A 15,127-nucleotide genomic window follows, 5' to 3' on the forward strand; every position below is an offset into this window, starting at 1 on the left:
CCGGGTTGCCCGAAGTCGGAGTCGGCACGTCAAGCCGTGCCCGGCTGGCAGAACACAGCGACGCCCACGACCGTGGTGGTAGTGGGCGCCGCGTTGTTCTTGGAACTGCTACTTCGAGGCGGAACCGCTAGTCGACGACGCGTTGCTGCTCGATGCCGATGCCGACGACGGTGAGGACGTGGAGTCGGAGTCCGCCGAGGCGGTGGCGCCGGAACTCGAAGCTCCTCCGGTGTCGGCGCCCGCAGAGCCGGCGTCAGCAGAACCGTTGGCTGTAGGGCTCGTGTCGGCAGAACCCGTGCCGCCTGTTTCGGTGCCGCTCGTCGCGCCGGGGTCGACTGCGGGCGAGTTGCCTGTCGCTTCGGCCGTGTCCACTCCAGCCGTGTCTAGGCCGCCGGTGGCAGGTGCATAGGCGCCGCCCGTGCCCGTCGCGTCACCTGCCACTACATCACCCGCCACGCTCTCACCCGGCGCTGCCTCGGAGGATTCGGAGTCCGAGGGTTCCGAAGGGGTTGTCGACTCCGCGAGATCCGTTGCGCTCGGGGCCTTCTCTGTCGTCTTCGAAGCCGTGGCGCTGACGATCGGCGCGCTGGTGACCGACGACGCGTCGACGGTATACGAGGCGGTCGTTGCTTCCTCTGGTGCCAGGACTCCGGCGATCCGCTGCTGGATGTACTGGAGCGCACCGAGTGCGCCCGGTAGGAAGATCTTGAGCTCGCCGTCGTCGAACGTGATGTCGAGTTTCGGACCCAGCAGTCCGCCGTTGATCACCGGATAATCACCGAGGCCAATCATGTCGCCGACACTGGGGCCGTAGCCGCCGTTGAGGAGGCCGTCGAGCATGACACCCGGGGCCTGCAGCAGTGCAGTCGCGACGGCGGAGACGTCTCCCGCTGCGACGCCGTCGGCGACGGTCTGAATCGCGTGCCCGAGGGCTCCGATTCCGCCGCCCAATGGGCTGATGATGCCCATGCCCGCGAACAGAGCGACCTCTTGGAGCTGGCCGACGACCCGCTTGCCTGCGTTGAACGGTTCGGCCAGAGCAGTGCTGATCTGGTCGTTGGGGATCGCCCCCACGAGTGACAGACCCAGGTCGAATGGCACATCGAGGATCTTCTGCAACGCAGGTAGCAGTGGGCCTGATGGGTTGACTGCCGCGAAGATCGGAACCACCGCCACCATCAGCATGTTGTTCATCGCCGACTCGATGTCGCCCGCCCGTAGCGCTTCGGTGACCGCTTCGAGTAGCGGCGGGACGTCGTTGCGCAGCGCGTCGGCCACGTCCTGGGCCGCACCGGACAGTCCTGGACCGATGCCGCCGGCTGCCTCGGTCGCCTGCTTCCACAGCGCAGCGAAATCGGGGCTGGTGCCCGCCTTCCACTCGCCGTGCACAGCGCCGTCGGCGATGCCCTTGACGAGATTGAGCTGGTTCTCCAACACCTGGCTCAGTATCGGCAGTGCTGTGTCGGGCGAATTGGCCTGCAGCGTTGTGATGTTCGTGAGTGCGCGCTGGATCGCGTCCGTGTAGATCTGCGTCGGGTCGGCATCGGTGGCCAGGGCGGTCACCGCATGTGCGCCGACGGTTGCGGTGTCCGCGGCGAGCTGTGTCGTCGACGCTGCCCCCTCGGTTGCGGCCACCGTTGCGGCCTGGCTCATTGCCGGGACGGCTGCAATCACTGCGGCACTCGCGATGGACATTCCCGTGAGGGCCAACGCGCCCACCCCCGGGCGAACGACAACGTTCTTCATGGTCACTCCTTGTCAGTGGCGGCACCAGAACCTCGTCCGCCCCCGAGCGACCCGATTGCAGCGCGCCGCCACCACCCGACGCGCCGTCGTCGAGAGTGCCTCGTTCGCACTGCAGAATGACGGGATGCGCGCAAGCCGGTAGCCGCATGACTCAGCTTGTGACGTGGAACACGACGCACGAAACGCCCCGACGCCCGCGGAGACGTGTCCGCGGGCGCCGAGGCGTCGTGAGTGGTGTCGATCAGCTATCGCTCGACGCCGAGCTCCCTGTGGAGTCGGATTTCGCGTCGCTCGACGCTGGACTTCCTGCCGAGTCCGCTCCGGACTTCGACGCCGCGGAGTCCGCAGACTTCTCGGTGTCCGCCGCACCAGCGTCGGCAGCCGAGCCGGTTCCCTTCGAATCCGCAGTGCTCGACGTCGAGTCGGTAGCGGACCTCGAATCATCAGCGGTGCTGGATGATTCGACGCTGCCCGACTTATCGCCGTAAGGCTGGGCGGGTGCCTCTGTGTCATCTGCAACCGTTGTCGTCGGCGCAGCCGCATCGGAAGAAGTCGCAGCCGCATCGGAAGAAGTCGCAGCCGCATCGGAAGAAGTCGCAGCCGCATCGGGAGTAGGGGTAGCCACGTCAGAAGCAGTCACGGTCGAGTGGGTCTGGGCCGCGACAAGCGTCGCCATGTCGGCGCTCACGGTCTTCGGGGGCACCGGCGTGATGGCCTTGCGGATGTCCTCCTGAATGCGCTGAAGCACCCAGCCCGTGCCCGGAATGATGGTGGCGCGGTTGCCATCTGCGTCCTTGCCGAAGAGCTGCAGCCCGCCACCGAGCAAGCCGCCGCTGACGACACGCAGCCCGTTGACGCCCACCAGTCCGCCGACGCTCGGTCCGTAGCCGCCGTGCAAGAAGCCGTCGAGCGTGATGGCAGGCGCCTGGACGAGTGCTGTCAGCGCGCCTTCGAGGTCGTTGGTGCCCAGGGCGTCGATCACGTTCTGCACGCCCCGACCGAAGCCGCCGACCCCGCCTGCGACGGGGCTGATGATCCCCATCCCGATGTAGGCGAAGTCGGAGCCGATGACGTTGTTCACCTTGATGGCGTTGCTGATCGGTGTCGAGATGGCGGCGGCGATGTCGGCGTTCGGGATCGCACCCGCGGCGATGAGGCCGGCGTTCAGCGGAACGTTGAGCAGCTTGACGAGTGTCGGGACCACGCCGCCTGCCTTGGTCGGCTTGATCACGGAGTACACCGGCGTGACCACGGCGAGCAGCAGGTTGTTCATCGCGCCTTCGACGTCGCCGGACGAGAGCGACGTCGAGACGGCTTCGAGCAGCTTGGGGAGCTGATCGGAGAGTGCCGCGGTGACGTTGGCTTCGATGCCCGCGGAGTCCAGGCCGTCGAGTGCGGCCTGGATCTGGGTCCAGATCGGCGAGAAGTCGGCTGCCTTGCCCGCTTTCCACTCTCCGGCGACAGCACCGTTGATGATGCCGTTGACCAGCGCGGTCTGGTTCGCCAGGAGCTGGTTGAGGATCGGGTACTCGGTCTTCGACGCCGTCTTCTTCAGCTTCTCGATTGCAGTCTGCGCCTTGGTGAGCACCTGCTGGTAGATCGCCAGCGGATCGGTGTCGGTAGCGGAAGGTGTTGCAGCAGAAGATGTTGCGGCGAGTGGTGCCGCCATGGCTGCGGTGGCCGCTACAGCAGAGTCCTGCGTCACAGTGGTGGGCGCGGCGGCGGCATACGTGGCTGCCTGGCTCATTGAGGGGACGGCCCCGATCACCGCGGCACTCGCCACGGAGAACCCGGCAAGGGCCATCATGCTCGCCCGCGGGCGAACGGCAGCGTTCATCATTGTCACTCCTAGAAACCGGTGGCGAGCAGTCATGAGTAGTCGGGGTCCCCAGGTGGACCCCGGAGGTGGACACCGTCGCCACTCGCCGGCGTGCACCGCCGATGACTGTGCACGCAGGATCGACAAAAGAGACAAATCGTCGCAACGGCGTGGACAAATGACTCAGCTTGCGAGGTGCGACTTATCTCGCATCAGGTGTGTGATAGATCGCAGCACGCTCAGGGCTCCCGCCTTGTCGAGCGGTTCATTGCCGTTGCCGCACTTCGGTGACTGCACGCACGACGGGCATCCCAGCTCACAGCCGCACTCGGAGATGGCGTCCGCGGTCGCCGCGATCCACGTCGCGAACTGCGCGTACCCACGCTCGGCGAAGCCGGCGCCGCCGAGATAGCCGTCGTAGACGAAGACGGTCGGAAGTCCGGTGTCGGGGTGCAGGTTGGTCGAGAGTCCTGCGATGTCCCACCGGTCGCACGTCGCGACGAGGGGCAGCATGCCGATCGCCGCGTGCTCAGCGGCGTGCAGGGCACCGGGCAGGCGAGTGGCGTCGATACCCACCTCGGCCAGCGACTCCGGAGTCAGTGTGTACATGACCGCGCGCGTGTGCAGTGTCTGACGCGGCATGTCGAGTTCGACGGCGTCGAGCACTTCGCCCGACGGGAGTGATCGAAGATATCCGACGACCTGATGGCTGACGTCGACGTCGACGAACGCCACAGACAGCGGTCCGTAGGTGTTCGACGAGACGACCGACGTCACCGATACGTCTGTGGTCTCACGCGCCGACGTGGTCCAATCCGGTTCCTCGGGATGAGCCAGCGCGAGGCCCTCGTCGAGATCGAGTTCGTCGACGACGTAGCTCTCGCCCTGGTGGATGTGTACCGCTCCGGGATGCACAGTTGCGGGTGCGCGACCGGCGTCGACGGTCCCGAGAAGTTCCGACGTCGTCGCGTCGACGATGAGCACCTGTCCGCCGATTCCGCCGCGAATGTCTATGTCGCCGTGGGGTTCTACGCCCGCGGCCGGATACCAGCCCGCCTTCCGTTTGCGGAGTAGACCGTCAGCGGCGAGTTGCTGCACGGCGCCGCGCGCACCCCAGCGCTCGATCTCGTTGTCCCCCAACGGGTACTCGGTTGCCGCGCACAGCAGGTGCGGCGCGAGGATGTACGGGTTGGTCGGATCGATGACCGGCGCCTCGACAGGCGTGGCGAGTAGTGCGTCGGGATGGTGGACCAGATAGGTGTCGAGCGGGTCGTCGCGTGCGATCAGTACGACGAGCGCATCGCCGGATTCGCGTTGGCGCCCAGCACGTCCCGCCTGCTGCCAGAACGAGGCGATGGTTCCGGGGTAGCCCGCGATGATCACCGCGTCGAGTCCGGTGATGTCGACGCCGAGTTCGAGTGCGTTGGTCGTCGTCACCCCGACGAGCCTGCCGTCGGAGATGGCGGCCTCGAGTCGACGACGATCGTCGGCGAGATACCCCGCGCGATACGCGGCCACCTTGTCGACGAGGTCGGGAGCGCTGTGCGACAACAGATCACGAGCTCGCAGTGCCGCGATCTCGACGCCGCGTCTGCTGCGTCCGAAACACAGTGTGCGAGCGCCCTCGACGACGAAGTCGGCCAAGAGACGGGACGCCTCTGCATCTGCGGATCGTCGTACCGGAGCGTCGTTCTCGCCGGTTACGCCCGGCACGAAATCGGGTTCCCATAGGGCGACGGTCCGCTCGCCACGCGGCGACCCGTCGTGTGTGACCCCGACCGCGGGTTCGCCGATGAGTCGTTCGAGCGCGGCGGCGGGATCGGCGACTGTCGCACTGGCCGCGATCACCGTCGGCTCAGAACCGCACGCACGTGCCAGACGCAACAGTCGACGCAGCACCATCGCGGTGTTGGAGCCGAACACCCCACGGTAGTGGTGACATTCGTCGACGACGATGTATCGCAGGTGCGCGAAGAATTGTCGCCATTGGCCGCGCGACGGTCCGCCGGCGTGTGTGCCAGGCGTGGCGACACCGGTGAGTATTCCCAAATGCAACATGTCGGGATTGGTGAAGATCCACCGCGAATGTGCTCGAGCCCACTGTCGGATCTCGGAATCGGTGTCGCCGTCGTACGCGCACGGCTGGAGGTGAGAAAAGTCGCGGCGCCCGGAGATGATCGATGTGAGCGCCTTGAGTTGATCGGCACCGAGAGCTTTAGTCGGGCTGAGATACAGTGCGGTCGAGTGTGGTTCGGCGAGAAGCGTCGTCAGAATTGGCATTTGGTACGACAACGATTTGCCAGATGCGGTTCCGGTGGCAATCGATACATGTCGGCCTGCGAATGCGTGGTCGGCGGCCTCTGTCTGATGAATCCACGGTCGTTCGATTCCACTATCGACGAGAGCGGCACGGACCTCGTTCGAAATCCATCCGGGCCAGGACGCGAAAGTTGCTGAGCGGGAATCGATTACCGAGAGATGAGTTACCGGACTGGAGTCCGGATCTGTTCCGGCCAGTGAGCGACGAAGAAGTTCGGTGCCGAACGTGGAGTCGTGCATAGACGAAATGTCGTGGTGACCGGGCGATCTCGGCGCGCGAGGCCCCAATCGGTGCGAGTGCGTGATTATGTCCTATAGCCAGCAGGTTTTCCTTGCATACGATGTTACCTTTCGGTCTCGAACGTCGAAAAATCGGGTGGTTTTGGCTCAGAGTGATTGCGACGACTATCCAAGTCGCCTCGAACATGATTGACTGAGTTCGGCCGCAGCTCCCGGGCGGCCATCGCTGATTGCGGTGATCGCGCGGGATCGGGTTGCAGCCGTGGTACTGAAGTTGTCAGGGGAGAATGGTGTTCGTCCACGAACTCTCCCATCGGCGTTCTCCGAGGTATGGCGGTACGACCGGCCGCGACACGTGACCAGCGTGTCGGGACAGTTTGAATGTATGTAAAGGATTGCAGGAATGGCACAGGGGACTGTGAAGTGGTTCAACGCGGAGAAGGGCTTCGGCTTTATTGCTCCCGATGAGGGCAATGACGACGTGTTCGTCCACTACTCGGAGATCCAGGGCAACGGCTTCCGTACCCTCGAGGAGAACCAGCGCGTGGAGTTCGAGGTCGGACAGGGCACCAAGGGTCCGCAGGCGACCGGCGTCCGCGCCGTCTGAGACTTCGGCTCAACAGACGAGCTTGATAGATGCAACGCTCCCGTCCTCTTTCGAGGGCGGGAGCGTTCGTCTGTCAGCCTTCCTGTGCCGCCGACGCCAATCGGTGACCCCGCATTCGACGTCCCTGTGTTCGACGTCCCCCTGTTCGACGTCCCTCTGTTCGACGTCCCTCTTTTCGGCGTCCCAGTAGGCAAGGCACCAGTATTGTCTGGTGCGTGGGCCAATTGGCGTTTTTCTCCGCCGAACTCGACGAGCCGTCGCTCGACGACCTCGGCGGCCTTCTTGCAGCGCACGGACAATCGTCGCGCGTCGCAGGTAGTGGGTCGGGTGCGGGTGGTACGCGCGTATCGATCGTGCTGACCGCGCCGTGGCGCGCGGCGGCCGTGGTCGAGGAGATGAAGGCCTGCGGCGTCGACACCGAGCTCACCGAGTCCGACGAGGGCAATCCGCTCGCACGCAGCGCACTCACACCGTTGCTCGACGCCCTGCACGCCACCTGGTCGCGCGGCGCGGTCAAGGCTGTTCCCGCAGGCTGGGTTCCTGGTCCTCGTGCGCTGCGACTTTGGACGATCGCCGCGGGATCGTCGGATGCCGGGCACTACCAGCTCGGACTCGATCCACATGCGCCCGATACCCATGCACAACTCGCGACTGCGCTGATGCGGACCGGGATTGCACCTACTCTTGTTGGCACGCGAATCCATTCGCCCGCACTGCGGATCTCGGGTCGTCGTCGACTCGCTCGTCTCTGCGAGTATGTCGGCGAGGCGCCGCACTTCGCGGGAGCACGTGCGGACTGGCCGGACGTCAGCGACTGACGAACGACACAGTTCGTTTCGCGCTCGGCATATTCAGCGTTGACCAGGCGTTATGGGCGGCAGTGTCGTCGAATTGCGTGGTGGATACCCGCCCATCGTGAATTCGGATGTGCAAATGGCGCTATACATAAGGTACAAACCTCAAACGAGACGAGACCCCATCCGTCAGCCAACCGGCACGCGGCGGGCGGGTCCAAACCGAAGGACACCCGTTGGCCGAGACCAGCACCACCGCGCCCGCAAAAGGAGAAGCGATCCGACGACTGGTGATCGTCGAGTCGCCGACCAAGGCGCGCAAGATCGCGGGGTATCTGGGGGGCAACTACGTCGTGGAGTCGTCGCGCGGTCACATTCGTGACCTGCCGCGCGGCGCCGCCGACGTTCCGGCGAAGTACAAGGGCCAGCCCTGGGCGCGGCTCGGTGTCAACGTCGACGACAACTTCGAGCCGCTATACGTCGTCTCGGCAGACAAGAAGTCGACGGTCTCCGAGCTGAAGTCGTTGATGAAGGACGTCGACGAGCTCTACCTCGCGACGGACGGCGACCGCGAGGGTGAGGCCATCGCCTGGCATCTGCTCGAGACACTCAAGCCGAAGATCCCGGTCAAGCGCATGGTGTTCCACGAGATCACCGAGCCTGCGATCCGCGCAGCGGCCGAAAACCCGCGCGACCTCGATATCGACCTCGTCGACGCTCAGGAAACCCGACGCATCCTCGACCGCCTCTACGGCTACGAGGTCTCGCCCGTGCTGTGGAAGAAGGTCATGCCGAAGTTGTCGGCGGGCCGTGTGCAGTCGGTGGCGACGCGGATCATCGTCGAACGTGAACGCGAGCGCATGGCATTCGTGTCGGCCGAGTACTGGGACGTCGACGCCACGCTCGACGCAGGTGAGTCGACGACCCCGCGCACCTTCTCGTCGCGGTTGGTGTCGGTCGACGACGCGCGGGTCGCCGCCGGTCGTGACTTCGATTCACGCGGCAACCTGAAGCGAGCCGACGGCGTCGTCGTACTTGATCGGGAACGGGCGACGGCCCTGGCCACAGCCCTCGACGGTGCCGACATGACGGTCACCTCGGTGGAGGAGAAGCCCTACACACGTAAGCCGTATGCGCCGTTCATGACATCGACGCTGCAGCAGGAGGCCGGCCGCAAGCTGCGGTTCACCTCCGATCGCACGATGCGCATCGCGCAGCGGTTGTACGAAAACGGCTACATCACCTACATGCGTACCGACTCGACGACGCTGAGCGAGTCGGCGATCAACGCTGCGCGGGCACAGGCTCGTGATCTGTACGGTGCCGACTTCGTTCATGCCACGCCGCGTCAGTACACCCGCAAGGTCAAGAACGCGCAGGAGGCGCACGAGGCGATCCGCCCTTCGGGCGAGACGTTCCGGACTCCCGGCCAGGTGGCCGGTCAGCTCGAAGCCGACGAATTCCGACTCTACGAGTTGATCTGGCAGCGGACCGTCGCGTCGCAGATGGCCGACGCGCGCGGCACCACGCTGAGCCTGCGCATCGCCGGCACCGCGAGCGGACAGGGCGGCAACGGCGAACGCTGCACGTTCGCGGCATCGGGTCGGACCATCACGTTCCCTGGCTTCCTGTCGGCGTACGTCGAGACGGTCGACGAGCAGGCCGGCGGCCAGGCCGACAATGCCGAGACACGGCTGCCCCAGCTCACCGAGGGTCAGCACCTCACCGCCACCGACCTCGAGGCCGACGGTCACTCGACCAACCCGCCCGCGCGCTACACCGAGGCATCGCTGGTCAAGGTGCTCGAAGAGTTGGGTATCGGTAGGCCGTCGACCTACGCGTCGATCATCGGGACCATCCAGGACCGCGGCTACGTGGTGAAGAAGGGCAGCGCGCTCGTCCCGTCGTGGATCGCGTTCGCGGTCGTCGGATTGATGGAGGCGTACTTCGAGAACCTCGTCGACTACGACTTCACGGCGTCGCTCGAAGACGATCTCGACCAGATCGCCAACGGCAACGAGAACCGCACCCGCTGGCTGACCGAGTTCTACTTCGGCGACAAGGCGGCCGACGATTCGTCGAGCGGTGATCAGGGTGAAGTGCCCGAGATCGCAGGCTCCGACATTGCCAAGCACGGCGGATTGAAGAAGCTCGTCGGGGTGAATCTCGAGGAGATCGACGCTCGCGAGGTCAACTCGATCAAGCTGTTCGACGACGAGCAGGGCCGCCCGGTCTATGTGCGTGTCGGCCGGTTCGGGCCGTACCTCGAACGCAATGTTGCGACGTCGCCCGACGCGGAACCGGATCTGCAGCGCGCCAATCTACCTGCGGATATGACTCCCGACGAGTTGACGCTCGAGGTGGCCGAGAAGCTGTTCTCAACGCCGCAGGAGGGTCGCTCGCTCGGCGTCGACCCGGTCAGCGGGCACGAGATCGTCGCGAAGGAAGGACGATTCGGGCCGTACGTCACCGAGATCCTGCCGTCCGACGACGACGAGGACGGCTCGGATGGCGGCGCTGCCCCGTCCACGATCCCCGCAGGTCCGACCCCTCGTGATGGTGGCGAGGGTGGTGTGGTGCCGCTCGACGACGCGCCCGCGGGTGGTGGCACGGCCACCAAGACGGTCGCGAAGAAGACGGCCAAGAAGGCTGCGAAGAAGGCCGGACCCAAGCCGCGGACGGGTTCGTTGTTCAAGTCGATGGACATCTCGACGGTCACGCTCGACGACGCGCTCAAACTGCTCTCGCTTCCGCGGGTCGTCGGCGCAGACCCGGAGTCCGGCGACGAGATCACCGCGCAGAACGGCCGTTACGGCCCGTATCTGAAGAAGGGCACCGACTCGCGGTCGCTGGCCAACGAAGACCAGATCTTCGGGATCACACTCGACGAGGCGCTCAAGATCTACGCCGAGCCCAAGCGTCGGGGTCGGCAGGCCGCAGCGCCCCCGCTGCGCGATCTCGAGAAGAACGACGAGGTCAGCGACAAGCCGATGGTGATCAAGGACGGCCGCTTCGGCCCGTACGTCACCGACGGCGAGACCAACGCCAGCCTGCGCAAGGGCGACGACGTCGCGACCATCACCCCCGAGCGGGCGATGGAACTCCTCGCCGACCGCCGCGCCCGCGGCCCGGCGAAGAAGGCCACGAAGAAGACGGCCACCGCGAAGAAGACGCCGGCGAAGAAGACCGCAACCAAGACGGCCGCGAAGAAGACCGCGGCCAAGAAGACTGCGGCCAAGAAGACGACCGCCAAGAAGACGACCGCCAAGAAGACGACCGCGAAGAAGAGCGCGCCGCCGGCCGAGGAGTGATCTCGACAAGCTCGATCAGCGGGTGGGCGCTCGATCAGCGGTGTATTTCCGCTGGTTGAGCAGGCCGCGAGCGTAGCGAGCTGCCGTGTCGAAACCACCGCCACCTAGCGTCGATACGGCGACAGGTGCGGGCGGGCGAGCAGTGTCTCGATGCCGCGGCCGCGCAGCTCGACGCCTTCGCCGATGTCCCAGTTCTTCGCCTCCTCGCTGGAGGCGAGGAACACCGCGCGGGCCGAGCCCAGCACGCGGGTCGGTTCGTCCTTGGCCAGTTCGGTGAGCCGGGCTGCCTCGTTGACCGGGTCGCCGATCACCGTGTACTCCAGCCGCTGCTCCGAGCCGATGTGCCCGGCGATGGCCTTGCCCGCGGAGACACCGATACCGATGTCGGTGTCGCCGAGTGTCTCCCACAACTCCTGGCGCATCTCCCGCGCCGCGGCGAGTGCCTGACCGGCGAAGTCGTCGAGGTTCAGCGGTGCACCGAAGATGGCAAGCGCGGCGTCGCCCTGGAATTTGTTCACGAATCCACCGTGGCGTCCGACGACGGCCACCACCACCCGGAAGAACTCGTTCAGCAGGTCGACGACCTCTCGTGGTGGCCGATTCACGGCCAGCCGCGTCGATCCGACGATGTCGACGAACAGCACGCCGACGTAGCGTTCCTCGCCGCCGAGTTCTGTTCCGGTCTCGATGGCCTTGCGCGCCACGTCCTCGCCGACGTACCGGCCGAACAGGTTGCGCAACTGCTGCCGCTCACGCAGGTCGGCGACCATGTCGTTGAAGCCCGCCTGCAGAAGTCCCAGGTCGGAACCGTCGTAGATCTTGACGGCGGTGTTCAGGTCACCTTCACTCACTCGGGTCTGGGCGGCGCGGAGTTGCTTGATGGGGTCGTTGATGGCGCGTACGACGCGCACGATGGCCAGCAGACTGAACGCCAGCGACGCCAAACACATCCACAGGATGGGGCGTAGCAATCCGACAGCGTCGGTCTCGATGAAGTGAATGCGCTGCAGCAGGATCAGGCCGACGATCACGACCATCGGCGCGACGACGCTGATCACCCAGAAGACGGCGATGCGTGTGGTCACGCCCGGCGCGATCGCGTCGTCCGGGTTGTTGGCCATCGCGGCGACGGTGATGGGGCGCAGCACCTTCTCGGACTGGAGGAAGCTGAGCACGCAGGTCACGAGTGCGCCGATCGCGCTGGCGACGGCAACGATGAACGCATCCTTGTGTGAGACGGTCAGGTTGACCGCGGTGAACAGCACACCACCGATGACCCACAGACCCAGATTGACCAGCGACAACGTCACGGGCAGCCGCAGCGCTCGCTTGCGGGCCATGTCGTTGTCGAGTCGAGTTCGACGTCGGTGCCACACGAGCACCGGCAGCGACAGTTTGATACTCAGCGCGCCGCCCACGATCATCGCCAGGAGGAGATAGGCGAGGAAGATGCCCTGATTGAGCGCGGTGATGTCGTTGAACTTGAACGAATCCTGCGACGGCATACCGAAGCGAAGAAACGCGAAGGTGAACAGCGCGCCAACGAGATTTGCGCGCAACAGGTCGAGAGCGAGGATCGGCCACGGCGTGCGCGCCAGCCATCTGGCCAGGTGCAAGCCGTAAGACAGCCTGGATCGACGTTCAACCACGCCCTTTACGGTAGCTGGCTGCTTGCAATTGTTAAACGTTCATCCACAAGCTGGGGTGTCCGAACTGCGGATTACGCTGGTGATGTGACAAATGTCTTCGACCGGCTGACCGGCCAGCGGGCAGTGGCGCAGGAGCTGACCGACGCCGCGACGGCCGCCAGAGTCCTCGCTTCACGCCTCGACGCAGGACCGTCCGCCCCCGCTGCCGCTGACTTCGACGCCGCCGAACACGACGCCGCTGGTGAGCTCGACGCATCGATCCTGGACGCTGCCGACTTCGACAGCCCAGACTTCGACAGCCCAGACTTCGACAGCCCAGGCTTCGACGACCCGATCTTCGATGGCCCCACGCCGGCGTCCGTCGTCGTGCCCCGGGCGTCGATGACGCACGCCTGGCTGTTCACCGGGCCGCCCGGGAGTGGTCGGTCGGTTGCGGCGACGTGCTTTGCGGCGGCGCTGCAGTGCCAGCATCCCGACGTCGTCGGATGCGGTGAGTGTCGTGCGTGCGTCACGGTCATGGCTCAGACGCATGCCGACGTTCGGCACATCGTGCCGCAGGGGCTGAGTCTCTCCGTCGACTCGATGCGCGAGATCGTGCAGGCTGCCGCGCGGCGGCCGGGTACCGGTCGATGGCAGATCGTCGTCGTCGAAGATGCTGATCGGCTGACCGAGCAGGCGGCCAACGCGCTGCTGAAGGTCGTCGAGGAGCCGCCGTCCCGCACGGTCTTCCTGCTGTGCGCACCGTCTGTCGACCCCGAAGACATCTCCGTCACGCTTCGCTCGCGATGCAGGCATGTCCCGCTAGCAACGCCGACCGTCGCCGACATCGAGCGCGTCCTCGTCGACCGCGACGGCCTCGACGCCGACGCCGCGCGGTGGGCGGCATCGGTCTGCGGCGGGCACATCGGACGTGCCCGCCGCCTTGCCACCGACCCCGAGGCTCGCGAGCAACGCGACAAGGCGCTGGCGCTCGCACGTGCGGCCACCCGTGATTCGACGGCCTATGCGGCCGCAGAGGAATTGGTGAAGTCGGCCGACGCCGCGGCGAAGGCGATCAGTGCCGAACGCGACGAAGCCGAGACCGAGGAGATGAAGACCGCCCTCGGCGCAGGCGGCACCGGTAAGGGCACCGCCCGACCTCCACGCGGAACGGCGGGTGCGCTCAAGGAGCTCGAGAAGCGGCAGAAGTCGCGCGCCACCCGCGTCGGACGCGACACCCTCGACCGTGCACTCGTCGACCTCGCCGCTCTCTACCGCGACGCCCTCGTCGTCTCGATGGGTGCGCAGGTCACGGCGATGCACCCGGACAAGGCCGCCGACATCGCGATTCCGATGGCTGCGTATGCGTCTCCGGAACAGTTGCTCCGCTGTGTCGAAGCCGTCCTGGAATGTCGTGAAGTCCTTGACCAGAACGTGAAGCCGAAGTTCGCCGTCGACGCGATGGTTGCCACCATCGGACAGGTCATGCGCTCGAACTGATCGCCGGAGCGCCACGTGTCGCGCTCGACGCCCGGAGTAACCGCCGGGTAATCACGGTGAAACACAACGCTTCTAGCGTGGCAACCCATGACATCTGCACAGGGGGCGACGTCGCGCGGGTCTGACCGTCCGCCGGGCACCGGCATCGACATCTCCGGCTTGACCAAGACCTTCACCAGCCGGTCGGTGCGCGGGACCAACACGGTCACCGCGCTCTCCGACGTGTCGTTGAAGACCGCGGAGGGTTCGTTCCTGTCGCTGCTCGGCCCGTCCGGATGCGGTAAGTCGACGGTACTGCGCATCCTCGCGGGACTCGAGGAACCGACGTCGGGCACCGCGTTGATGAACGGCCAGTCGCCGACCGAGCTGCAGCGAGATCACTCGTTGGGCATCGCTTTTCAGGATTCTGCCCTGTTGCCGTGGCGGACCGTCGAATCCAACATCAGGTTGCCGCTCCAGGTCGGACGCATGCCGTCCGACGACGCGTTGGTCTCGGACCTGATCGAGCTCGTCGGCCTCACCGGATTCGAGAAGGCCAAGCCTGCCATGCTGTCCGGCGGTATGCGACAACGTGTTTCGATCGCACGGGCACTCGTCGTGCGACCCACCGCGCTGCTGCTCGACGAGCCGTTCGGCGCCCTCGACGACATGACCCGTCAGCGTCTCAACATCGAACTCCTCCGCATCTGGACCGAGAAGCCCGCCACCACACTCATGGTGACCCACGGGATCGCCGAGGCGGTCTTTCTCTCCGACGTCGTCGCGGTGATGAGTCCGCGCCCCGGTCGCGTCGTGGAGATGGTGCCCGTCGATCTGCCCCGACCGCGTGTCCCCGAGATGATGCGCACACCGGAATTCCATGCGCTGCATGACCATCTGTCCGGCTGGCTGTTCGGCGGTAAGGCGGCCGACGGTCCTGCGAAGCACGCCGCATCCGAACCCGACAGGGACGTTCCCGATACAGCCGACGCCGACGCGATCTCCGAGGCCACGAGTGGCTAGCGCCGTGGTGGAACGGACGTCGTCGGCGCGCACGGTCGCAGGCGCCGACCGATGGGCCGCGGGACTCGTCGGCATCGTCGGCGTGCTAGTGTCGCGTGTCGGTAATTAGTTTATGGTTCGTGGTTTGAGAGAATTGGCTATGGCGAATTCTGCGGCCCCGG

9 protein-coding genes are annotated in these 15,127 nt (G+C 65.7%); 5 read left to right on the forward strand and 4 right to left on the reverse strand.

What is annotated here, in order from left to right; translation table 11 throughout:
- Positions 1 to 108: 108 nt before the first annotated feature.
- From A5777_RS14130 to A5777_RS14140, 3 genes are all read right to left on the reverse strand, one after another.
- A complete protein-coding gene (locus A5777_RS14130; RefSeq protein ID WP_064863146.1) occupies positions 109 to 1,746 on the reverse strand; it encodes a hypothetical protein in 1,638 nt (545 codons plus the stop codon).
- 241 nt (positions 1,747 to 1,987) lie between these two features.
- The gene (locus tag A5777_RS14135) at positions 1,988 to 3,583 is read right to left on the reverse strand and encodes a hypothetical protein (protein ID WP_231895069.1); all 1,596 of its coding nucleotides are present in this window, start codon (positions 3,581 to 3,583) and stop codon (positions 1,988 to 1,990) included.
- 165 nt (positions 3,584 to 3,748) lie between these two features.
- Positions 3,749 to 6,124 (reverse strand): DEAD/DEAH box helicase, encoded by a 2,376-nt coding sequence (locus A5777_RS14140; RefSeq protein WP_064863148.1) that lies wholly within the window; start codon positions 6,122 to 6,124, stop codon positions 3,749 to 3,751.
- Between the two features lie 403 nt (positions 6,125 to 6,527).
- Between A5777_RS14140 and A5777_RS14145 the strand changes: the two genes are divergently transcribed.
- The 3 genes from A5777_RS14145 (at position 6,528) to topA (ending at position 10,836) form a co-directional block, all read left to right on the forward strand.
- Complete coding sequence (locus A5777_RS14145) at positions 6,528 to 6,731, forward strand: cold-shock protein (RefSeq protein ID WP_005171662.1); 204 nt, start codon at positions 6,528 to 6,530, stop codon at positions 6,729 to 6,731.
- Positions 6,732 to 6,946: 215 nt separating this feature from the next.
- Positions 6,947 to 7,549, forward strand: coding sequence for a hypothetical protein (locus A5777_RS14150; protein WP_064863149.1), 603 nt, complete (start codon positions 6,947 to 6,949; stop codon positions 7,547 to 7,549).
- Positions 7,550 to 7,761: 212 nt separating this feature from the next.
- The gene (gene topA, locus A5777_RS14155; RefSeq protein ID WP_064863150.1) at positions 7,762 to 10,836 is read left to right on the forward strand and encodes a type I DNA topoisomerase; all 3,075 of its coding nucleotides are present in this window, start codon (positions 7,762 to 7,764) and stop codon (positions 10,834 to 10,836) included.
- 104 nt (positions 10,837 to 10,940) lie between these two features.
- Here topA and A5777_RS14160 read toward each other — a convergent pair whose 3' ends face one another.
- Complete coding sequence (locus A5777_RS14160) at positions 10,941 to 12,485, reverse strand: adenylate/guanylate cyclase domain-containing protein (RefSeq protein WP_064863151.1); 1,545 nt, start codon at positions 12,483 to 12,485, stop codon at positions 10,941 to 10,943.
- 84 nt (positions 12,486 to 12,569) lie between these two features.
- On the opposite strand from A5777_RS14160, the gene A5777_RS14165 reads away from it, so the two are divergent.
- Positions 12,570 to 13,964 (forward strand): DNA polymerase III subunit delta', encoded by a 1,395-nt coding sequence (locus A5777_RS14165; RefSeq protein WP_064863152.1) that lies wholly within the window; start codon positions 12,570 to 12,572, stop codon positions 13,962 to 13,964.
- 87 nt (positions 13,965 to 14,051) lie between these two features.
- Positions 14,052 to 14,966, forward strand: a complete 915-nt coding sequence (locus A5777_RS14170; protein WP_064863153.1) for an ABC transporter ATP-binding protein — start codon at positions 14,052 to 14,054, stop codon at positions 14,964 to 14,966.
- Positions 14,967 to 15,127: the final 161 nt, after the last annotated feature.

Source organism: Gordonia sp. 852002-10350_SCH5691597 (genome assembly GCF_001665715.1).
Classification (GTDB): domain Bacteria; phylum Actinomycetota; class Actinomycetes; order Mycobacteriales; family Mycobacteriaceae; genus Gordonia; species Gordonia sputi.

Coding starts and splice junctions, on each gene's coding strand:
- A5777_RS14130 (WP_064863146.1), bottom strand. CDS start 1,746: ATGAAGAACGTTGTCGTTCGCCCGGGGGTGGGCGCGTTGGCCCTCACG.
- A5777_RS14135 (WP_231895069.1), bottom strand. CDS start 3,583: ATGAACGCTGCCGTTCGCCCGCGGGCGAGCATGATGGCCCTTGCCGGG.
- A5777_RS14140 (WP_064863148.1), bottom strand. CDS start 6,124: ATGCACGACTCCACGTTCGGCACCGAACTTCTTCGTCGCTCACTGGCC.
- A5777_RS14145 (WP_005171662.1), top strand. CDS start 6,528: ATGGCACAGGGGACTGTGAAGTGGTTCAACGCGGAGAAGGGCTTCGGC.
- A5777_RS14170 (WP_064863153.1), top strand. CDS start 14,052: ATGACATCTGCACAGGGGGCGACGTCGCGCGGGTCTGACCGTCCGCCG.